The sequence below is a fragment of the Enterococcus sp. DIV1316a genome, assembly GCF_050536915.1.
Classification (GTDB): domain Bacteria; phylum Bacillota; class Bacilli; order Lactobacillales; family Enterococcaceae; genus Enterococcus; species Enterococcus faecalis.
The window spans coordinates 1,382,749-1,403,082 of sequence record NZ_CP172913.1; the positions used below are offsets into that span (position 1 = coordinate 1,382,749).

General features: G+C 38.3%; 17 protein-coding genes and 2 pseudogenes. 1 reads left to right on the forward strand and 18 read right to left on the reverse strand.

Annotated elements, in window-relative coordinates; all coding sequences use genetic code 11:
* Window positions 1–13: 13 nt before the first annotated feature.
* From hslU to IGL56_RS06735, 10 genes are all read right to left on the reverse strand, one after another.
* A complete protein-coding gene (hslU, locus tag IGL56_RS06690) occupies window positions 14–1,417 on the reverse strand; it encodes an ATP-dependent protease ATPase subunit HslU (RefSeq protein WP_002357490.1) in 1,404 nt (467 codons plus the stop codon).
* Between the two features lie 14 nt (window positions 1,418–1,431).
* Complete coding sequence (hslV, locus tag IGL56_RS06695; RefSeq protein WP_002357489.1) at window positions 1,432–1,980, reverse strand: HslVU peptidase proteolytic subunit; 549 nt, start codon at window positions 1,978–1,980, stop codon at window positions 1,432–1,434.
* A gap of 28 nt (window positions 1,981–2,008) precedes the next feature.
* Complete coding sequence (gene xerC / locus IGL56_RS06700; RefSeq protein ID WP_002357488.1) at window positions 2,009–2,908, reverse strand: tyrosine recombinase XerC; 900 nt, start codon at window positions 2,906–2,908, stop codon at window positions 2,009–2,011.
* A 211-nt stretch (window positions 2,909–3,119) separates the two neighbouring features.
* The gene (gene trmFO, locus IGL56_RS06705) at window positions 3,120–4,427 is read right to left on the reverse strand and encodes an FADH(2)-oxidizing methylenetetrahydrofolate--tRNA-(uracil(54)-C(5))-methyltransferase TrmFO (protein WP_002357486.1); all 1,308 of its coding nucleotides are present in this window, start codon (window positions 4,425–4,427) and stop codon (window positions 3,120–3,122) included.
* Between the two features lie 107 nt (window positions 4,428–4,534).
* Window positions 4,535–6,613: a type I DNA topoisomerase gene (gene topA / locus IGL56_RS06710; RefSeq protein ID WP_002357484.1), complete on the reverse strand. Its 2,079-nt coding sequence runs from the start codon at window positions 6,611–6,613 to the stop codon at window positions 4,535–4,537.
* Between the two features lie 184 nt (window positions 6,614–6,797).
* On the reverse strand, window positions 6,798–7,451 hold the full coding sequence (locus IGL56_RS06715; RefSeq protein WP_002357483.1) for a CPBP family intramembrane glutamic endopeptidase: 654 nt from the start codon (window positions 7,449–7,451) through the stop codon (window positions 6,798–6,800).
* 90 nt (window positions 7,452–7,541) lie between these two features.
* Window positions 7,542–8,405: a DNA-processing protein DprA gene (gene dprA, locus IGL56_RS06720; protein WP_002385893.1), complete on the reverse strand. Its 864-nt coding sequence runs from the start codon at window positions 8,403–8,405 to the stop codon at window positions 7,542–7,544.
* 60 nt (window positions 8,406–8,465) lie between these two features.
* Complete coding sequence (locus IGL56_RS06725) at window positions 8,466–9,233, reverse strand: ribonuclease HII (RefSeq protein WP_002357481.1); 768 nt, start codon at window positions 9,231–9,233, stop codon at window positions 8,466–8,468.
* A gap of 1 nt (window position 9,234) precedes the next feature.
* A complete protein-coding gene (gene ylqF, locus IGL56_RS06730) occupies window positions 9,235–10,086 on the reverse strand; it encodes a ribosome biogenesis GTPase YlqF (protein WP_002357480.1) in 852 nt (283 codons plus the stop codon).
* Between the two features lie 275 nt (window positions 10,087–10,361).
* The gene (locus tag IGL56_RS06735) at window positions 10,362–11,303 is read right to left on the reverse strand and encodes a 2-dehydropantoate 2-reductase (RefSeq protein WP_002357479.1); all 942 of its coding nucleotides are present in this window, start codon (window positions 11,301–11,303) and stop codon (window positions 10,362–10,364) included.
* Between the two features lie 176 nt (window positions 11,304–11,479).
* Here IGL56_RS06735 and IGL56_RS06740 point away from each other — a divergent pair, with 176 nt between their 5' ends.
* A complete protein-coding gene (locus IGL56_RS06740; protein ID WP_002357478.1) occupies window positions 11,480–12,370 on the forward strand; it encodes a LysR family transcriptional regulator in 891 nt (296 codons plus the stop codon).
* Window positions 12,371–12,378: 8 nt separating this feature from the next.
* On the opposite strand, the gene IGL56_RS06745 is transcribed toward IGL56_RS06740, so the two are convergent.
* From IGL56_RS06745 to ptb, 8 genes and pseudogenes are all read right to left on the reverse strand, one after another.
* Complete coding sequence (locus tag IGL56_RS06745) at window positions 12,379–13,431, reverse strand: PTS sugar transporter subunit IIC (protein WP_002384478.1); 1,053 nt, start codon at window positions 13,429–13,431, stop codon at window positions 12,379–12,381.
* A 143-nt stretch (window positions 13,432–13,574) separates the two neighbouring features.
* Window positions 13,575–14,507, reverse strand: a pseudogene (locus IGL56_RS06750) (dihydrolipoamide acetyltransferase family protein); the annotation flags it as partial.
* Window positions 14,508–14,702: 195 nt separating this feature from the next.
* Window positions 14,703–14,873 (reverse strand): annotated as a pseudogene (locus tag IGL56_RS06755) (biotin/lipoyl-containing protein); the annotation flags it as partial.
* 23 nt (window positions 14,874–14,896) lie between these two features.
* Window positions 14,897–15,883, reverse strand: coding sequence for an alpha-ketoacid dehydrogenase subunit beta (locus IGL56_RS06760; protein ID WP_002357475.1), 987 nt, complete (start codon window positions 15,881–15,883; stop codon window positions 14,897–14,899).
* A gap of 21 nt (window positions 15,884–15,904) precedes the next feature.
* Complete coding sequence (locus IGL56_RS06765) at window positions 15,905–16,897, reverse strand: thiamine pyrophosphate-dependent dehydrogenase E1 component subunit alpha (protein WP_025189103.1); 993 nt, start codon at window positions 16,895–16,897, stop codon at window positions 15,905–15,907.
* Window positions 16,898–16,907: 10 nt separating this feature from the next.
* On the reverse strand, window positions 16,908–18,317 hold the full coding sequence (gene lpdA, locus IGL56_RS06770; RefSeq protein ID WP_010773970.1) for a dihydrolipoyl dehydrogenase: 1,410 nt from the start codon (window positions 18,315–18,317) through the stop codon (window positions 16,908–16,910).
* 5 nt (window positions 18,318–18,322) lie between these two features.
* The gene (gene buk / locus IGL56_RS06775) at window positions 18,323–19,405 is read right to left on the reverse strand and encodes a butyrate kinase (protein ID WP_002357472.1); all 1,083 of its coding nucleotides are present in this window, start codon (window positions 19,403–19,405) and stop codon (window positions 18,323–18,325) included.
* Window positions 19,406–19,423: 18 nt separating this feature from the next.
* The gene (gene ptb, locus IGL56_RS06780; protein WP_002357471.1) at window positions 19,424–20,245 is read right to left on the reverse strand and encodes a branched-chain phosphotransacylase; all 822 of its coding nucleotides are present in this window, start codon (window positions 20,243–20,245) and stop codon (window positions 19,424–19,426) included.
* Window positions 20,246–20,334 lie beyond the last annotated feature (89 nt).

The following is a 20,334-nucleotide window of genomic DNA, read 5'->3' on the forward strand; positions in this document are numbered from 1 at the left end:
CCTCCAGCCTTTTTTATAAGATGTAACGACTTAAATCTTCATTTTGAACAATGTCATTCAATTTTTCATTGACATATGCTTCGGTAATCGTAATTTCACCCATTTGCATATCTGGTGCTTCATATAATAAATCTTCTAATAAACGCTCTAAAATTGTGTGTAAACGACGCGCCCCAATATTATCTGTATCACGGTTTACATCATAAGCGATGTGTGCTAACCGTTCAATTGCTTCTTTTGTAAAGATGACTGAAACATTTTCTGTACCGATTAATGCTACATATTGTTTAATTAAAGCATTGTTTGGCTCAGTTAAGATACTTACGAAGTCATCCGCCGTTAAATCATCTAATTCAACTCGAATTGGGAAGCGGCCTTGTAATTCTGGAATCAAGTCACTTGGTTTTGACAAGTGGAAAGCACCTGAAGCGATAAATAAAATGTGATCCGTTTGTAAAGGACCATACTTCGTGTTAACTTGGGAGCCTTCAACAATCGGCAAAATGTCTCTTTGTACTCCTTCACGAGAGACTTCGCCCGAATTTTGTTGGCTTTTAGAGGTGATTTTATCAATCTCATCGATAAAAATAATTCCGCTTGATTCAGCTAAACGAATAGCTTCACTATGGATATCAGCGTCATTGACAATTTTTGCTGATTCTTCTTTCACTAATAATTCTTGTGCTTCTTTCACCGTTACAGTACGTTCGATTTTTTTCTTTGGTGACAGAGCGCCTAACGTTTCATTTAAGTCGATACCCATTTGTTCTAGGCCATTGTTCATAGCTGGCATCGTTTTCTTCGGTTCTTCAATTTCAATTGTTACTTCACGATTATCTAATAGACCTTTTTCCAGCTGTTCCAAAATTGTTTGGCGATTCGTTCGAATATCTTCCGTTACTTCTTCTTGTGCTTCTTGCTGTTGCTGAGCCATGTTAAACATGTTCATCATTTGTTCAAATTGATTACCGCCAGCCTGTTTTTGTTCTTTTTTAATTCCAGGCACTAATACTTTGACTAAACGTTGATTGGCCTTTTTTAACGCTTGCGCATACACGCGACTGTATTGTTGTTTTTCAACAATTTGGATCGCATTTTCTACTAAATCCCGAACCATTGATTCGACATCCCGACCGACATAGCCTACTTCTGTAAATTTGGTTGCTTCAACTTTTACAAAAGGCGCATTGACAATTTTTGCGAGACGACGAGCAATCTCAGTTTTACCAACACCTGTTGGTCCAATCATTAGTAAGTTTTTAGGCGTAATATCTTGTTGCATATTTTCTTCTAATTGCAAGCGACGATAGCGGTTACGTAAAGCTACCGCCACTGATTTTTTGGCAGCTTGCTGTCCAACAATATATTGATCTAGTTCTTTGACTATTTCTTTTGGTGTTTTGTTTAATTCATTCATGGATTTTCCCTCGCTTATAATTCTTCTACAATGATATTATGATTCGTAAATACACAGATATCTGCAGCAATATTTAAGGCATTTTTAGCAATCTCTTTCGCTGGCATTTCTTTATCACCAAAGTTTTTCATGGCTCTTGCAGCGGACAAAGCAAAATTACCGCCTGAACCAATTGCTAAAATACCATCGTCTGGTGTGATGACTTCCCCAGTTCCTGAAACTAAGAGCATTTCTTCCTTATTCATCACAATCAGCATAGCTTCTAATTTTTGCATAGACTGTTGTGTACGCCACTCTTGGGCTAACTCAACCGCAGCTCTCGTTAAGTTTCCGTTGTATTCATTTAATTTTCCTTCAAACTTTTCTTCTAATGTAAAGGCATCTGCCACACTTCCTGCAAAACCGACAACGACTTCATCATTGTAAATACGGCGCACTTTTTTGGCCGTACCTTTCATAACGACAGATTCGCCCATTGTTACTTGGCCGTCACCAGCCATTGCAAATTTTCCATCTTTTTCGACTGCACAAATTGTTGTAGAGTGAAATTGTGATTCAACCATTATTGTTCCTCCTAGACGTTTACCTCCATTATGCACGAGGATGAAACGTTCGATAATTTTTTTGTAAACTTTCTTTTGTCACATGCGCATATATCTGAGTTGTGGATAAATTAGCATGTCCTAATAATTCTTGAACTGTCCGCATATCGGCGCCATTATTTAATAAGTGTGTCGCAAATGTATGGCGTAACATGTGGGGATGAATTTCCGCATTTAATGAACTTTTTTTAATTAGTTGGTTTAAGACATATTCAATCCCTGTTGGCGTGATTTGTTCACCATGATGATTAACAAAGACATACGGATGTTTTTTTTGATATTTTGTCATTAATAGCGCGCGGCCATTCTCTAAGTAATCCTTTAAGGCGTCTTGTGCAAATGAACCAAAAGGCACATAGCGATCTTTATTTCCTTTTCCGTGAACCAATAAAACAGAAGCTTGAAAGTCAACTGCGTCCACCGTTAAGTTCGCACATTCACTGACCCGAATACCAGTCCCATACAGAACTTCTAGCAACGCTTGATTTCTCAAATCAAGCGGTTGCTCGCCTTGTGCGCTCTCAAATAATGCATCCATTTCTTTTTCATAAAAAAAACGGGGCAACCGTAACTGTTTCTTTTTCATATGAACATAGGAAAAAGGATTTTCTTGGATTGCTTCATTTTTTAATAAGAATTGATAAAAAGAACGCAAACTGGCAATTTTTCGACTAATCGAATTACGGCTATATTCCTGATCGTACAATTCGCTCAAATAAGCCCGAACATCCAAATGTTCCACAGTCAAATAATTGTCATTACCTGAAGTCTTTAAAAACGAAAAAAAATGTTGTATATCTTCTTGATATGCTTTTTTTGTTTTTTCTGAATAGCCTCTTTCGACAATAAGATAACGAGCAAATAACTCAGGCCAATTCTTTTCTTCCATGTGATAGCCCTCCTCATTCGATTACAAAGTAACTTTAGCATAACCTTTTTCAAAAGACAATTAAGTTGTCAGAATTTAATCAATATTTCTAAATATGTTCACAATTTTAACTATTCTTTAGCTTTTGTTATTTTTTTCTAAAAATTAAAAGACTGAGTATCATCGCATTTCTTAGCAATGATGCTCGGTCTTTTCTCATATTTTTTCTAATTTAGTCTAAAGATTGGATAACTTGAGCTTGGACATCTAAGGCCCGATTAGCAATTGCTTCATAGCGTTCTTTTTTGTCACGAATTCGTTCAGGTAACTCTGGGAAAAGCCCAAAGTTTGCATTCATTGGTTGGAAATGTTTGCCTTCTGCATGTGTAATATAATAAGCCATACTTCCTAAAGTCGTTTCGCGAGGGAATTCAATCGGCTCTTCCCCTTTGGCAAGACGAGCTGCGTTAATACCTGCGAGTAAACCACTTGCCGCGCTTTCAACATATCCTTCAACACCAGTCATTTGTCCAGCAAAAAACAGATCGTCACGTTTTTTTGATTGGTAGGTTGGCTTTAGCAACTCTGGAGAATTCATAAAACTATTACGATGCATGACGCCATAGCGAACAAATTCAGCATTTTCTAATCCTGGAATCATACGGAATACTCGTTTTTGTTCGCCCCATTTTAAATGCGTTTGGAAACCAACAATATTGTATAAAGAAGCTGCAGCATTGTCTTGACGTAATTGAATTACAGCATAAGGGCGTTTACCTGTTTTAGGGTCTTCTAGTCCGACAGGTTTCATTGGGCCAAACAACATGGTTTTAATGCCACGTTGCGCCATTACTTCGATGGGCATACAGCCTTCGAAAAACTTCTCTTTTTCAAACGTGCGTAAAGGAACCACTTCTGCATTGACTAGCGCTTCATGAAAAGCATTGAACTCTTCTTCAGTCATCGGACAATTTAAGTAAGCCGCTTCCCCCTTGTTATAACGAGATTTTAAATAAACTTTATCCATGTCAATTGTTGATTTATCAATAATTGGTGCTGCTGCATCGTAAAAATAAAAGCCTTCAGAACCATTAAATTCTTGAATTTTTTGAGATAAGCTTTCAGAGGTTAAAGGACCCGTTGCAATAATTACAATCCCTTCCGGAATATCGGTGATCTCTTCATTTTTGATTGTAATTAATGGATGACTTTTAATTTTTTCAGTGATTGTTTCAGAAAAAGAATCACGGTCAACTGCTAAGGCGCCGCCAGCTGGTACAGCGGTTTGATCTGCACTACCAATAATGATTGAATTTAAACGGCGCATTTCTTCTTTCAAAACACCTACCGCATTGGTTAAACTATTTCCACGTAATGAATTAGAACAAACTAACTCTGCAAAATTTTCTGTTTGATGCGCTGGTGTCTTTTTGACAGGGCGCATTTCATATAAATCAACTGGTACCCCAGCATTGGCCACTTGCCATGCCGCTTCACTTCCGGCTAAACCGGCACCAATAATTGTGACTTTTTTTGTCATGTATAAAAATTCCTTTCTATGTCAAGAAGTTAAGAGCTGTCTCTTACAAACTCAATTCATTTTACTAAAAGAGAAGACCGAAGTAAATTCTTCGGTCTCAATTTTTCTTATTTTTGGACGTTTTCTTCATAATCGCCATTGATACAAACGACTTGTTTGCCGCCTTTAACTTTTTTCTCTACTAAATATTGCCCACATTTTGGACATGGTCGGCCTACTGGTTTGTCCCAAGAAGTGAAGTCACACTCTGGGTACCGACTACAGCCATAGAAAATCCGATTTTTCTTTGATTTGCGTTCGATAACTTGTCCTTCGTGACACACAGGACACGTCACGCCAATTTCTTTAACGATCGCTTTTGTATTCCGACAATCTGGGAAATTACTACATGCATAAAATTTTCCGTAGCGACCCAGTTTAATCACCATTGGATGTCCACATAGTTCGCAGTCAAAGCCTGCTGGTTCATCTTTAATTTGGATTTTTTCAATCTTTTCTTCGGCATTTGTTAATTCTTTTTCGAAGGGCTTGTAGAAACGATCGACAACTTCAACCCATTTTTCTTGGCCTTCACCGACTTTATCTAAGTCCGTTTCCATTGTCGCTGTAAAATGTGTATCGACAATTTGTGGGAAAAACTCTGAAACTAGAGAATTCACAATTTCACCTAATTCCGTTGGTTCAAACCGTTTATTGGTTAGCTTCACGTAATAACGCCGTTGAATGGTTTCTAATGTTGGCGCATACGTTGATGGTCGGCCCACACCATTTTCTTCTAAAGTCCGGATTAACGTGGCTTCACTAAAACGAGCCGGTGGTTGAGTAAAGTGTTGTTTCGGTTCGATATCGACCGATTTAACAACGTCACCTTCCACTAATTCAGGTAAAATATTTTCCTTGTCTTCTTTACCATCATCGCGTCCTTCAACATATACTTGCATAAACCCTTTAAATTTCACTTTGGAGCCATTGGCAATAAACGTTACGCCGTTTTGTTGAAGCGTGACCTTCATGGTATCTAAAATCGCTGGTGTCATTTGACTAGCAACAAAGCGCGACCAAATAAGAGTATATAATTTTAATTGATCTTTATCTAAATACTTCTTCATTTCATCGGGTGTTCTTAAAACGCTTGACGGACGAACCGCTTCATGGGCATCTTGTGCACCTTGCGTATTTTTTGCTTTGCGGCCGCCATGTGCTGAAAACTCATCTCCGTAGGTCTTTTCAATGAATTCAGCAGCTTCTGCTTTGGCGGAATCGGCAATTCTGGTTGAGTCTGTACGCATGTAGGTAATCAGCCCCACAGTGCCTTGTTTCCCTAAAGCAATTCCCTCATACAATTGTTGCGCAACCATCATGGTTTTACGGGTACGGAAATTTAATTTACGTGCCGCTTCTTGTTGTAAACTACTGGTTGTAAAAGGTAATGCAGGATTACGTTTCCGTTCTTTTTTCTCAACTTTTGTAACATCGTAATCTTTACCGTCAATCCGAGAAGTGATTTCTTTCACCGCTTCTGCATTTGGTAATTTTTTCTTTTTACCATCTACGCCCCAGAAATTTGCTTTGAATTTCTTGCGACCTTTTTGGAAATTCCCATCAATGCTCCAATATTCTTCAGGTTTAAATTCTCGAATTTCATTTTCTCGATCAATAATCATTTTTAAAGCAACAGATTGCACACGACCAGCACTCAAACCTTTTTTGACTTTACGCCATAAAATAGGACTAATCGAGTATCCAACTAAACGGTCTAAAATGCGCCGTGCTTGTTGTGCATCAACTAAATCAACGTTGATGGTTCTAGGTTCTTTAAATGCCGCTTTTACCGCTTCTTTAGTGATCTCATTGAATACCACGCGGTTTTTATCTTTTAAATCAAGGCCAAGAAGATAAGCTAAATGCCAAGCAATTGCTTCACCTTCTCGGTCCGGATCGGCTGCGAGATAGACTTTTTCAGCTTTTTTTGCAGCCGCTTTTAAACTTTTGATGACATCGCCTTTTCCGCGAATCGAAATATAATGAGGTTCATAATTATTTTCAATATCAATCCCCATTTTACTTTTTGGTAAATCGCGAATGTGACCAACACTGGCAACCACCTTGTAGTTTCTTCCTAGATATTTTTCAATTGTTTTGGCTTTGGCAGGTGATTCTACAATCACGAGATACTTATAGGCCATTCAATTAGCTCCTTTCGCGTTCGCTTTCCTACTATATAATATATGTAAAAAACGCACAAATCGTAATACATCATATGCTATATAGAATAGGTTTGTCAAGACTAGGCTTTCTAACATTTCTGTCATTTCTGTTTGACTGTCCGAATTTATAAATAAAAAATGCCTATGATTTATAGATTTTATCCTAAAGCATTAAAATACCTATAACATTCCAAACAAAATGAGTCAAGACAGCAGCTTCAAAGCGACCCGTGCGTAGATAGACCCAACTTAAAGCTAAACCCATGCCCCAATAAATAACAAAACTACCTATATCTGTCGGCGTGTGCACAAGTGCAAATAAAATAGAAGAAACGAGTATGCCTATTTTTGAAGCTGGCTTGAAAAACGCTTGAATCCCGACACGAAAAATTCCCTCTTCGAAAATTGGCCCAATCACACCTGCAAAAATAAGTATAAGCCCTTTAGGAATGGCTTGAACAATTTCTTCAACACTTTGTTGGTTAGAGGTCGTCTCTAATCCTTCCAGACGTAATAAGAAATCACCAAATATTCTCACACAAAAGATTATCACCAAACCTAACAAGACCACTGGCAAGGTTTCTTTGATTCCAAAAAAAGTCCAAGTTATGAGCTTTTTCTTTTTCAAAAAAGCAACAAATAGATAGACGAAATAGGCACCAAGTCCAACAGCCACTAATCCACTAACAAAGCGAAACCAAAAATTTTCTGTAGAAAATTGAACAACTGAGACCATCATCAAAGGAATTTGATCCAAAATCAAAAAGCCCAGTAGCTGCATACCAAACAGCCATCTTTTTCTAACAACCGTTTCCATTTAGACACTCCTAACTACCAACCAAAAGATTAAAATCTGATTAAATAGTACCGAAGTGAACGTAGGTTGTCAATTCACAATTAGTAAAAGTCACAATTCTTCACAAATATCATCAATTGTCTGAACACATTTAGCGCCGTCCTGAATTAATTCATGGCAGCCTGTTGAAAAAGACTGGAAAATACTTCCCGGTACGGCAAATACCTCGCGCCCGTAATCCATCGCCGCTTGTGCAGTAATTAAAGAGCCACTATTCTTACGAGCTTCCATCACGCAGACCCCTAAAGATAATCCAGCAATAATGCGATTACGTGCAGGAAAATGATATTTTTTCGGCCCACTCCCATTCACATATTCTGTTAAAACAAGCTGATTCTGCTTCATAGTTTGCTGTAATTCTTTCTTTTCATACGGATAATATACATCTAATCCAGTGCCTAAAATTCCAATTGTCTGACCCCCGTTCTGGATGGCCATCTCATGGCTACGACTATCAATGCCTTTGGCAAGACCACTGACGATTGTGAATCCTTCTTTGACTATTTTAGGAACCAGAGCTTCAGTCACTCTTAACCCATACGAAGTGGCATAGCGAGCGCCGACGATGCCAATTTTCCTTCTACTTAACAATTGTAAATTTCCTCTATAAAAAAGAATTGCTGGTGGATTATAAATTTCTCGTAATAATTTAGGATAGACGGCATCTAAAATTGTCATAAATTGGTGTTGGCATTGTCGTATATATAACGCTTCACTATGAATCGTATGGTGTAACCAAGATTGTTCAAATAATTCACGATATTTCTTGATTTCAGCGATTCTAATAATTTCTGTACTAGAAAAATCAACACGCTTTTGTGCGACAGCTTCTTGTAACACTTTTAAGATACCTAAATTGCCAATTCCTTGGCATACCGCTAATTTAAATAATAATTGTCGTTGTAAAATTTCCAACAAAAAACACCTCTTTCACATCTTCTTAAAATAAGAATACGTAAAAAAAGTGTTTTATTTTTAAATCATATCTTTTATTGGCGCAAACGTACGTCGATGAATGGGTGTTACACCGTATTTTTCTAACCCGAGAAGATGTTCTTTTGTTCCATAGCCTGCATTGTTTTTAAATCCATATCCAGGATATAATTCATCATATTCTTCCATTAATCGATCTCTTGTTACTTTTGCAATAATACTGGCTGCTGCAATCGAAATGGAGCGTGCATCCCCTTTAATCAAACTTTCTTGTGGTTGGGGAACGTCTAACTGCATTGCATCAATTAATAAATAATCTGGTGCAAAAGCTAAATCGTCAATTGCCATTTTCATCGCTTGTTTAGTTGCTTGATAAATATTAATTTGATCAATGACTCCTTGATCAGCGATACCTAACCCGATAGCGACAGCCTGTTCTTGAATCTGGTTATATAACGTTTCCCGTTTTTTAGCAGATAGTTTTTTTGAATCATTTAAGCCTAATAATTGACAATCTTTCGGTAAAATAACTGCAGCTGTCACAACAGGGCCAGCTAATGGTCCGCGGCCTACTTCATCAATTCCTGCAATTAAACGATGGCCTTTTTTATAGGCCGCTTCCTCAAATTGACTCATTTCTTTAAAAAGTTGCCACTCTTTTTCTTTGGCTAACTGGCGACGTTCCCATTGTTTGATCGCTTGTTGCACTCCTGAACGTTCATCTTCTCGCCAGCTTGCTAATCGTTCATCGGTTGCATCAGTGACAGTTAACAACGCTTCTTTGATTGCCTGAATCGACTCTTTTGCCATGTTATTCGTCTCCTAGTTCTTCCCAGCGGTCCAAAGTATACGTACCTAATTTTCCACTGCGAATTTCTAAAATAATCATTTCGCTGGCTCGATTATAATCATCTCTAAAACCACGTTTTTGGCTAATTAACATCAATTGTTCTGGGGCAGGTAAAAATAGCTCTTCCTCTGTTAAACCATATCGTTCCGTCAAACGTTGCGGATAAAAACGTGCAAAAAATTCTAATCCATAAATCGCCAAATCATCTAAATGCAATAATTGATCTTTTATAGCGCCAGTTAAAGCTAATTTTTTCCCAATTTCTTCATCTTCAAATTTTGGCCAGAGAATCCCTGGTGTATCCAGTAATTCCAATTGGGAACCAGAGCGTAACCATTGTTGTCCTTTTGTCACGCCTGGCTTGTTCCCGGTTTGCGCAATTTTTTTTCCGACTAAACGATTCATTAAGGTTGACTTACCAACATTGGGGATCCCAATACACATTGCGCGAATCGCACGCGGTTTCAAGCCTTTCGCCTGTTCACGAGCCAATTTTTCTTTTAACGCTTCCTTGGCTGCTGGCACAATTTTATTGATTCCTTTATTTTGTTGGGCATTGATGACTAGGGTTTGGTACCCTTTCTTTTGAAAGTAATGTTGCCATTTTTTATTTTGGTCGTTATCTGCTAAGTCCCCTTTATTTAAAAGGACTAATCGTGGTTTTTGTTGGACAATTTGGTCCATCATTGGGTTACGGGAAGAAAGCGGTAACCGCGCATCAACTAGTTCAAATACAATATCGACATATTTGATTTTTTCCGAAACTTCTCTTCTTGCTTTGGCCATATGGCCGGGAAACCATTGAATGGTCATAATCTGTTCAAATCCCTTCTTTAACACATTGTTTCTTTGATTCAATTCTTCAACGAGTCCTGTGTTCCGCGTAGATTCTTGCGAAAAAACACCTTCTCTAGTTTAACATATTTTTCACGGATTTGATTTATTTTCTGTAGTGTTCTTTAAAAAACAAAAAAGCTGAGACAAACTCACTTTGGATTTTGTCTCAGCCTTGTACACTGGCAAAGTATAGAAAGAAGTAGGTCAAGCTCTTCTCAAGACCGACTCAAGAGTATTTCTGTTTTTACTTGTTATTTAGCATGAAGTAAATTTTCTTTACAATGAATTAACTCTGTTAAAAACTGACAGTACGGTGTAGCAATCCCATAGGCTTTCCCTTTGCGAACAATTGCTCCATTGATATAATCAATTTCGGTTAAACGATGATTGGTTATTAAGTCCTGATACATCGATGGATGGTGCAAACCAATTGTTTCTCGATTATAACACGAGCGGATTTGTTGAAGCACTGCTTGTTTATCTAACGTAACTTGTTCCACTTCAGCGACTGCTAAAAATTCATTAACTATTTGTTGAACAATTTGATCTGCTTGCTCTGTTTCGCCAAAGTCTGCCATATTACAATCCAACAAAGTACATAAACCATTCATTGTTCCATTTACGCAAGCCTTCTTATAAATGGATGATAAAATATTCTCAGAATAACGTGCATTTAAGCCAGCGTTATTTAATACCTTAATGACTGCTTCTGCCGCTTGTTCACTTTGCGCTCCTAAATTTTGTAAATCAATCGAACCATTGCCAAATAATTTTACTTTGCCCGGTCCTTCTAACCCAGCGGTCCACATTGTGTTTCCTAATAAAATATTTTCGTATGGCACGTATTTTTTGATAATATCTTCGTGCCCAATTCCATTTAACAAGCATAAAACTTTCGTATTTTTATTAAGGAAATGTTCTAATGCTTCAAGCATTCCTTCCAGTTGCATTGCTTTTGTAAATAGGATAACTAAGTCTGCTGTAAAATCGATGCTTGCTACTTCTGTCTGAGGATAAATAGGAATTTTAGCGGTCACCACTTCGCCATTAAAATCAGCAACTAACCCGTTTTTTCTTATTGCTTCAATATGTTCTGGCCAACCATCAACAAAAATAACGTCATTTCCTGCTTGATGTAACATTAGTCCAAAGCGACTGCCCATAGCGCCAGCACCTGCGATAATAATCTTCATTTCTTTTCCTCCGTTCAATTTTTTATTTTTAGGTAAAAATCTGCTAAGAAAATCTCTATCTCTTACTTTTATAACCATAAAAAGGCAATACATATGTTATATTATAAGTGATCTATTTGTTATTTTTTATCCAAGCGCATTTATGTAAGCGCTTTTAAAAAGAAAGGGAGTTTCTGATGAATATTCAGCTTTTAAAGTACTTCATTGAAATTGTTAATACCCGCAGTTTATCGGCGGCCGCTCGCAATTTATTTGTCACCCAACCAACACTTTCTTTAGCATTGAAAAAAATGGAATCTGAGTTAGGCACAGCGTTGTTTGATCATTCTGATCAACCGTTTCAATTAACCGATACAGGTGTTTATTTATATGAACATGGCCAAGAAGTTGTTTTTCAATTCGATCAATTGGTAACAGATATTCGTGAAATGAACCAGAAACCAGTTAAAAAGCAATTGCGTTTAGGCTTAACTACTTTATTTGCTGTACAATTTATGAAAGAAATTTCACGATTTTTAACAACCCATCCACATGTGAATTTAATATTACAGCAAGATGGCTCGCCAAAATTACAAACGATGTTAGCAAATAAAGAAATTGATATGGGACTAATCTCTTTCCCAAATACCTTACCTGAAATTATTCATATTGAACCTTTAGAAACGACTACCAAAGGCTACCATGTTTATGTCGTGGTACCAGAATCAAATCCTCTCTCCCAATATGAAAAATTAACTTTTAAAGATTTGAAAGATCAACGATTTTCATCGTTAAGTGATAATTTTATGATTGGTCGCCTACTACTAGATCGGACTCGGAGCTTCGGTTATGAGCCGAATATCATTTTGCATAACGATGATTTACAAGTACTTCTTTATAGTTTACAAAAAAATAATTCGATTTGTTTGCTGCCGATTGAATATTATGAAGTGGGAAAAAGTCAGGGACTGAAATGGATTCCTTTAAAAGATAAGTTTGACTATTTCCCCATCGGCATTGCTTTGCGCCGCGATTTTAGTATGACAGAAGATGTTAGAGATTTTATCCAAATCATTAAAGAAAATTAATGGATAATCTAGCCTTGATAAGCAAAGACGACTTTACTATCATAAAGTTTCAACACTTTTTCAAATAAGAATTTTGAGAATAAACCCGCGACAATTGGAACAACAAACCAAGAAAAGAGTAAGGGTAAGATCCCTAAGCCCGCATCCAACGAAGCAAGTGGCCCCACGAGTCCAACCAAGCCAAATCCAGCCGATTGTGGGGTTCCTGAAATGTTGAATAGAACCACAGGAATTGCTGAAATAGTCGCTGTAAATAAACAAGGAATTAAAATAATTGGGTATTTAAATAAGTTAGGCATCATCATTTTCATGCCGCCCAAAGAGACAGCCAGTGTCACTCCTGATTGGTTGACATTCCAAGAATTAATCACAAGAACAACAGTTGTGGCTGCAATTCCCATTGCAGCAGCACCTGCAGACAAGCCATTCAACTGAATCGCCAAACCGATTGCCACAGTAGTGATTGGTGAAATAATCAGTGCAGCAAATGAACAAGCAATTAAAATACTCATGATAATTGGCTGGAAATCAGTAAAATTGTTAATCACTTTACCAATGGCGACCGTGATCTGTGTCACATATGGGTAAATCAACATGCCAAACAAGCCTGCACCTACTCCAACAACGATCGGTAAAGCAATGATTTCCACTGAACCGAATTTTTTATCGATGACTAATAAAAGTAAGACTGCAACAGAAGCGGTAATCATAATATTAATGATGTCACCAGTGCCTGCACCAATAAAGCCTTTCACTTCTGAATTAAATTTAATCACGCCAGAGCCAGCAAATGCTGCACCGCCAGCAATCATCATTTTTTGTGGCGTTAAGCCAAATTGAAAAGCAATCAGTCCACCAATAATTAAAGGGGTGGCTAGTTGGAAAATTTGCGCCGCATGAATAATCATTTCGATAATCTTGTATTCTGCAAAATATTTTAAAATGGCTCCTAATACAGCATTGGGAATTAAGGCGATAATGGTGCCGGAAGCTGTTCCAGCTAACACTTTGTTAAAAAATATTCTTGGGGTTAATTGAGCATCCAGTTTATCAGTGGGCATTTTCAACACTCCTATTGATTATTTTTGTTTTTTTAGAACAAGTTTGAGAATGATTGAACTTTCTATGAGATAAAGAGCGGCCTCAAAGAAGAGCGCTTATTTCTTTGAGGCGCTTTTTATTTAACTAAAGCAAGGAACGATTTTTAATATACATCCGTATCCGCATTATATTTCGCTAAATTATCTTTAACATCTCGCAAGAACTTACCTGCTTGTTGTCCATCTAAAATTCGATGATCAATAGAAAGACATAAATTAACCATATCTGCCACTTTAAAGCCTCCATCTGCGGTTGGCACAAGGCGTTTATTAATTGACTCTACTTGTAATATCGCAGCTTGTGGATGGTTAATAATTCCCATCGATTGGACGGAACCTAGTGTTCCAGTATTATTAAGAGTAAAGGTCCCTCCTTGCATTTCTTTGCTTGCTAGCGTTCCTTGTCGGACTTCTTGTGCCAAGCGATTGATTTCTTTAGCTAGCCCTGCAATCGAATAGTTATCCGCTTGTTGAATCACTGGCACATAAAGATGCTCGTCTGTCGTTACAGCTATGGATAAATTAACATCTTTATGATAAATAATTGAGCCATCATCCCAAGATGTATTGATTTTTGGATTTTTCTTTAACGCTTGAATGACTGCTTTGGCAAAAAATGGGAAGAAGCTTAGAGACAGGCCTTCTTGTTGTTTAAATTCATCTTTTAATGAATTTCTAAGTTGGACTAAGTTGGTCACATCCGCTTCCACCATTAACCAAGCGTGAGGGATTTCGTTGACGCTTTGGACCATTTTTTTAGCAATTGCTTTACGTACAGGATCTGCAGAGACAATTTTATCTGGGCTTGTTTCAGTTGGACTAGCTGTTGCGGCGCTTTCATTTTGCGAAGCAACTGGCTCCTCTGAAATTGAAGGGCTAGTTCCTGGACTCACTGTTTTCTCAGGTGTTCTTGCCTGTGTTGGTGTAAAGTTTGTAACATCTTTTCTAGTAATTCGACCATCACGACCTGTCCCTGTAACTTGTGTTAAATCAATCTTTTTTTCTTGGGCAATTTTAAGGACTGCTGGGGAATAACGACCATTATTTTTTTGATGGGACGTCGCAGTGCTTGTTGTTGCAACCGTTTCATGTTCTTGCGCTTGTTCCGCACTTGCTTCTTTCACTGGTGCTAAAGTAGCTACTTCTGTTTTTTCGGTTGTTTCTTCTGTCTCTAACGTCATCACCGCTGTTCCGATGGGCACATCTGTATCTAGAGAAATCAGAAATTCTTTTACTACACCATCAAAATCTGATGGGACTTCCGTGGTGACTTTATCAGAAACGACTTCCATTAAGGGATCATAGCGTTTCACTGAATCTCCTGGTTTAACTAACCATTGGACAATGGCTGCCTCTGTGACACTTTCGCCTAGATGAGGCATTTTGATTTCTTTTGTGGCCATTTATTTTTTCCTCCTTGCTTCAATTAAAATTCTGCTAATTCTTTCATTGCTGCTAATACTTGCTCTTCATTGATTAAAAATTCTCTTTCTAAAGGTAATGCATAAGGCATGCTTGGACAATCAGGTCCTGCAAGTCGTTGAATCGGTGCATCTAAATCAAAGAGAGCATCTTCTGAAATCATTGCTGCAATTTCACTCATCACGCTGCCTTCTTTATTGTCTTCTGTTACGAGTAAAACCTTCCCCGTTTTCTTAGCTGCAGCCACTAATGTTTCGCGATCTAAAGGATATAATGAGCGAACATCGACGATTTCGGCATCAATTCCTTCAGCGGCTAGTTTTTCCGCCGCAGCTAAAGCTAATTGCAAGGTCATGCCGTAACTAATCACGGTTAAATCACTACCCGTTCTAACGACATTGGCTTTGTCAATTGGTACGATATAATCATCTGCAGGCACTTCATCTTTTAGTAGACGATATAAACGCTTATGTTCGTAAAAAATGACTGGATCATCGGAACGAATCGCTGCTTTAATCATCCCTTTTGCATCATAAGGATTAGAGGGGGTCACAACTCTTAATCCTGGTTGTCCACAAAAAACTTTTTCTGTAGACTGAGAATGATACAGCCCACCACGAACACCGCCGCCATAAGGTGTCCGATAAACGATTGGCGCAGTCCAATCGCCTTTTGTTCTATAGCGCATTGTCCGAGCCTCTGATAACAATTGATTGGTTGCAGGCAAAATGTAATCCGCAAATTGAAATTCACCAATTGCACGATAGCCCATTAAACCTAAGCCGACAGCTAAACCACCAATTAAGCCTTCTGTTAACGGTGTATTAAAACAACGCTCGTCACCGTATTTAGCAGCTAAACCCTTTGTTACACCGAACACCCCGCCTTTGTCGCCGCCGACATCTTCCCCAAAAATAACTACTTTTTCATCACGAGCCATTTCTTCAGAAATTCCTAAGTTAATTGCTTCTAAATAAGTCATCTCAGCCATTATATTTCTTCTCCTCTTCTCTTATTTTGCATACACTTCTTCTAAAATTGATGTCGGTACAGGATCTGGCATTGCTTCTGCTTCATCCGTTGCTTGATTGATTTCTGCACGAATTTCTTCATCAATTTTGGCAATGTCTTCGGCTGTTAAATAGCCCTCTTCTAATAATTGTTTTTCAAAAAGCTTCACTGCATCGTTCTTTTTCATTTCTTCAATTTCTTCTTTTGAACGATAAACAGATTGATCATCGTCAGCGGAATGAGAAGTCAAGCGAGAAACCATTAATTCAATCAATTTTGGTCCTTTTTTCCCGCGAGACGCTTTTACTGCTTCTTTAAATGCTAGATAGACTTCAGTAAAATCACTACCATCAACGGTTACACCTTCAAAGCCATAAGCTTTCGCGCGATCGGCCATTCGTTTATTGGCATACTGTTCTTCAATTGGGACAGAAATCGCATATTCATTATTTTCAACAACAAAAATGACTGGTAATTTTTTTACGCCTGCAAAGTTCATAGCTTCTTGGACTTCTCCTTGATTGGCAGAGCCTTCCCCAGTGGTGGTCAATGCAACAAAATCAGCTTTTTGAAGTTGCGCTGCATAACCAACACCTGTTGCTAATGGCATTTGTGTACTTACTGTTGAAGAGAAGGAAACAATATTATGCTCTTTTGAACCATAATGATTCGGCATTTGACGACCATGGGAAGAAGGATCCGCTTCTTTTCCAAAAGAACCCATTAAAATATCTTTGGAGGTCATGCCCCAAACCAAGCACGCGGTCATATCACGATAATACGGTAAAAAATAATCTTTTTGAGGATCAAAAGCCATCGCCATCGCTACTTGTGCAACTTCTGCCCCTTGACCAGAAATATTGAAAGAGGTCTTACCAATCCTTGTTAATTGCCACAACCGTTCGTCTAAACGACGTCCTCGTAGTACTTGACGATATGCCTGAATCAATTCTTCTTTTGATAAACCCGATTTTTTAAGCGTTTTCATTTTCATCAACCTTTCTCTATTTGTGAATCGCTAAGCCATAAGTATCTAAGGCTGCTTCTTGCAATACTTCTGTCATTGTTGGATGCGCATGGATTGCTTCACCAATTTCAATGGGCGCGGCATCTAAATACATGGCAGTACTTGCTTCGGCAATTAAATCCGTGACATGTGGCCCAATCATAGAAACCCCTAATAAATCATCGGTCTTCTTGTCACGAATTACTTCTATAAAGCCATCTGTTTCTCCATAAACAAGTGATTTACCATTACCATTAAAATTAAAGGTGCCAATCACTACTTCTTTATCTGCTGGTAAAGTTTCTCTAGTATAGCCGACACTTGCTATTTCAGGATTTGTATAAACACCTCGAGGCACGTTTGTATAATTTAAAGGTTCAACTGTCTCGCCTAAAAGATGCTGAACAGCTAACTCGCCTTCTTTCATAGCCACATGTGCTAGTTGGAGTGTATCGATACAATCGCCAATCGCATAAATATGTCCTTCTGTGGTTTGATAAAATTCATTTACTTCAATGCCTTTGTCAGTATATTTCACTGAGGTATTCTGTAACCCTAACTTATTGACATTGGGTTGACGCCCAATTGCTACCATGACTTTGTCAACGGTGAGGGTTTCTTGTCCTGCAACTTCTACTTGAACCTTTTGTCCAGTAACTTTCGCTTCTTGGACTTTGCTGCCTAATAGAATGTTGACTCCTCGTTGCTCTAAACGTTTCTTTAATTCTTTAGAAATTGTTGCACTCTCATTTATAAGTAAACGATCCAAAAATTCAATGATAGTTACGTTGACACCTAAACTATTTAATAAAGAAGCCCACTCGACACCAATAACGCCACCACCAATAATTGCAATTGATTCTGGTAATTCTTCTAATTCAAGCATCCCATCAGAAGATAAGATAAATTCTTCATCTAATGGCAAATTAGGTAACGTTTTAGGACTAGAGCCTGTCGCAATAATGACATTTTTAGGAACGATAATTTCTTCTTCCCGTGTTGGATCATTAAACGTAACTGCCACTGCGCCAGAGACTGGTGAAAAAATAGAGGGACCTAAAATCGCACCTTCGCCTGCTAAAATTTTGATTTTATTTTTTTTGCATAAGCCTTCAACACCTTTGTGTAACTGCTCAATAATTCCTTCTTTCCGTTGTTGTATTTTAGAAAAATCAATGGACGCTGCCTCTGTTTCAATCCCAAAAGAAGCCGCTTGTTTTAAGGTATCAAAAACCTCTGCGCTTCTTAATAAAGCTTTTGTAGGGATACAGCCTTTGTGCAAACAAGTGCCACCTAATTTGTATTTTTCAACAATTGTGACTTTTAGCCCTTTTTGTGCGGCTCGAATTGCTGCTACATAGCCTCCTGTTCCGCCACCTAAAATCAGTAAATCTGTTTGTTCCGCCATTTTGATCACTCCTGCTCAATTTTTGCTTCACTATAATTTAAAGCTTGTTCTTCCCCTGTTAATACTCGATTGACGCCTTCATATAAAGCAGCCATCTCCATTTCACCTGGGTAAACCTTAATTGGTGCAATCCAAGTGACTTTTTGACTAATTTCTTGAACAACGGTTTGCGAATAGGCTGCGCCCCCTGTTAAAATAATTGCATCAATTGTGCCTTCAAGAACTACGGCCATCTCGCCAATACTTTTTGCGATTTGGTAACACATTCCTTTTAAATAGTAATTTGCTGTTTGATCACCTGCAGCTATTTGTGCTTGGATATGCCGTAAATCTGTTTCACCTAGGTATGATTTAAGACCGCTATTCCCCGCAATTAGCTTTTTCACTTGGCTAATCGTCAACTCCTGTTCAAGTATCCATTGCGCAAATTCAACGAGCGGTAAGGCGCCACTGCGTTCTGGCGTATAAGGACCTTCACCATCAAGCCCATTTACCACATCCACCATGCGGCCTTTTTGATGCGCCCCCAAGCTAATGCCCCCACCTAAATGAACAACGATAAAATTGCTTTGCTCATATGTTTTCCCTAAATCCTCAGCGATTTTTCGAGCGACCGCTTTTTGATTTAAGGCGTGACCAACGCTACGCCGCTGAATGCCTTTTAATCCAGAAATCCTGGCTAATGGCTGTAGCTCATCTACAACAACAGGATCGACAATAAAGGCTGGCACGTGATATTTTTCTGCAAACTCATTAGCTAAAATCGCCCCTAAATTTGAAGCATGGGTATTAAAGCGTTCTGTCCGCAAGTCTTCTAGCATTTGTTGGTCGACAAGATACGTACCGCCAAGAATAGGCTTAAGCAAACCACCACGCCCCACGACAGCGGCTAATTGTGTGATGTTATGTGTTTCTAAAAATTCCGCGATCATTTGTTTTCGAAATGGTGTTTGACTGACAACATTTTCAAAAGGTGCCAATTCTTGGACGCTATGTCTAAGCGTTTCTTCTGCCAAGCAATCATGATTAGCAAAAAGCGCTAACTTCGTGGAGGTCGAGCCAGGATTAATAACCAATACTGTTTCCATTTTTTTCTGCTCCTTTTTTTAAACTTGTCTCATGGCAAATCTTAATGAATGGAATTTGCTTTCTGTTGAATCGCTTCTAGATGTTAAAACGACTGGGACTTTTGTGCCAACAATCGTTCCTCCCACTTTGGCGTGCCCAAACAAGGTTAATGATTTGTATAAACAATTTCCAACATCAATAGTTGGGACCACTAAAATATCTGCATCCCCCATGATAGGACCGCTGTAACGTTTATGCGCAACCGCTTCTTCAGAGGTCGCTAAATCAAGCGAAAGTGGCCCAAAAACCGTAGCCTCTTGTTGACCATTAAAATGTGCCGTGACTTCTTTTGCTAAAACAGACGAAGGCATTTTAGGATTGAAATTTTCCGCTGCGCTTAACAAAGCAATTTTCGGGTGGTGCAGTCCCAATTTTTGGGCGACTTCTTTAGCATTTTCAACAATTTCAATGAGGGTCGCTTGAGTGGGGGCGATATTCATCGCACAATCGGTTAACAAGAAGGTTTTTCCCGCAGGCAGCTCCACCATTGCTACATGGGAAAGAATCGGTTTATTTTTTAATTGATGCTCACTTTTCAACATTTCTTTTAGTAATGTGTGGGTCTGAATAATTCCTTTCAATAAAATTTGTGCTTGACCGGTTGCAACTAAACTGACAGCTTCCTGTGCTACCGCGGCCTCATCTGAGCAATGAACATATTTCCAGAGATTTTCAGTATCAAGATTTTCATTTGTATCAAATACAATAAACTGCAACGGTTGCTCGGCTTCTTTTAGCGCTTTTTTAACTAGCTGTAAAATCTCTGGTTGTGAACCTCCTGCAATTGAAACAGTGATCATTTTCTCACCTCATTTTTCTTCTTTACACTTTAAATCTACCTCAGTATGTAAGCGCATACAAATTGTTAATTTTTATGTCCTTATTAATA

What these genes read in the sequence shown, in the direction of transcription:
- hslU (WP_002357490.1), bottom strand. Translation starts at nt 1,417, where the DNA reads ATGAATGAATTAAACAAAACACCAAAAGAAATAGTCAAAGAACTAGAT.
- hslV (WP_002357489.1), bottom strand. Translation starts at nt 1,980, where the DNA reads ATGGTTGAATCACAATTTCACTCTACAACAATTTGTGCAGTCGAAAAA.
- xerC (WP_002357488.1), bottom strand. Translation starts at nt 2,908, where the DNA reads ATGGAAGAAAAGAATTGGCCTGAGTTATTTGCTCGTTATCTTATTGTC.
- trmFO (WP_002357486.1), bottom strand. Translation starts at nt 4,427, where the DNA reads ATGACAAAAAAAGTCACAATTATTGGTGCCGGTTTAGCCGGAAGTGAA.
- topA (WP_002357484.1), bottom strand. Translation starts at nt 6,613, where the DNA reads ATGGCCTATAAGTATCTCGTGATTGTAGAATCACCTGCCAAAGCCAAA.
- IGL56_RS06715 (WP_002357483.1), bottom strand. Translation starts at nt 7,451, where the DNA reads ATGGAAACGGTTGTTAGAAAAAGATGGCTGTTTGGTATGCAGCTACTG.
- IGL56_RS06725 (WP_002357481.1), bottom strand. Translation starts at nt 9,233, where the DNA reads ATGGCAAAAGAGTCGATTCAGGCAATCAAAGAAGCGTTGTTAACTGTC.
- ylqF (WP_002357480.1), bottom strand. Translation starts at nt 10,086, where the DNA reads ATGACCATTCAATGGTTTCCCGGCCATATGGCCAAAGCAAGAAGAGAA.
- IGL56_RS06735 (WP_002357479.1), bottom strand. Translation starts at nt 11,303, where the DNA reads ATGAAGATTATTATCGCAGGTGCTGGCGCTATGGGCAGTCGCTTTGGA.
- IGL56_RS06740 (WP_002357478.1), top strand. Translation starts at nt 11,480, where the DNA reads ATGAATATTCAGCTTTTAAAGTACTTCATTGAAATTGTTAATACCCGC.
- IGL56_RS06745 (WP_002384478.1), bottom strand. Translation starts at nt 13,431, where the DNA reads ATGCCCACTGATAAACTGGATGCTCAATTAACCCCAAGAATATTTTTT.
- IGL56_RS06760 (WP_002357475.1), bottom strand. Translation starts at nt 15,883, where the DNA reads ATGGCTGAGATGACTTATTTAGAAGCAATTAACTTAGGAATTTCTGAA.
- IGL56_RS06765 (WP_025189103.1), bottom strand. Translation starts at nt 16,897, where the DNA reads ATGAAAATGAAAACGCTTAAAAAATCGGGTTTATCAAAAGAAGAATTG.
- lpdA (WP_010773970.1), bottom strand. Translation starts at nt 18,317, where the DNA reads ATGGCGGAACAAACAGATTTACTGATTTTAGGTGGCGGAACAGGAGGC.
- buk (WP_002357472.1), bottom strand. Translation starts at nt 19,405, where the DNA reads ATGGAAACAGTATTGGTTATTAATCCTGGCTCGACCTCCACGAAGTTA.
- ptb (WP_002357471.1), bottom strand. Translation starts at nt 20,245, where the DNA reads ATGATCACTGTTTCAATTGCAGGAGGTTCACAACCAGAGATTTTACAG.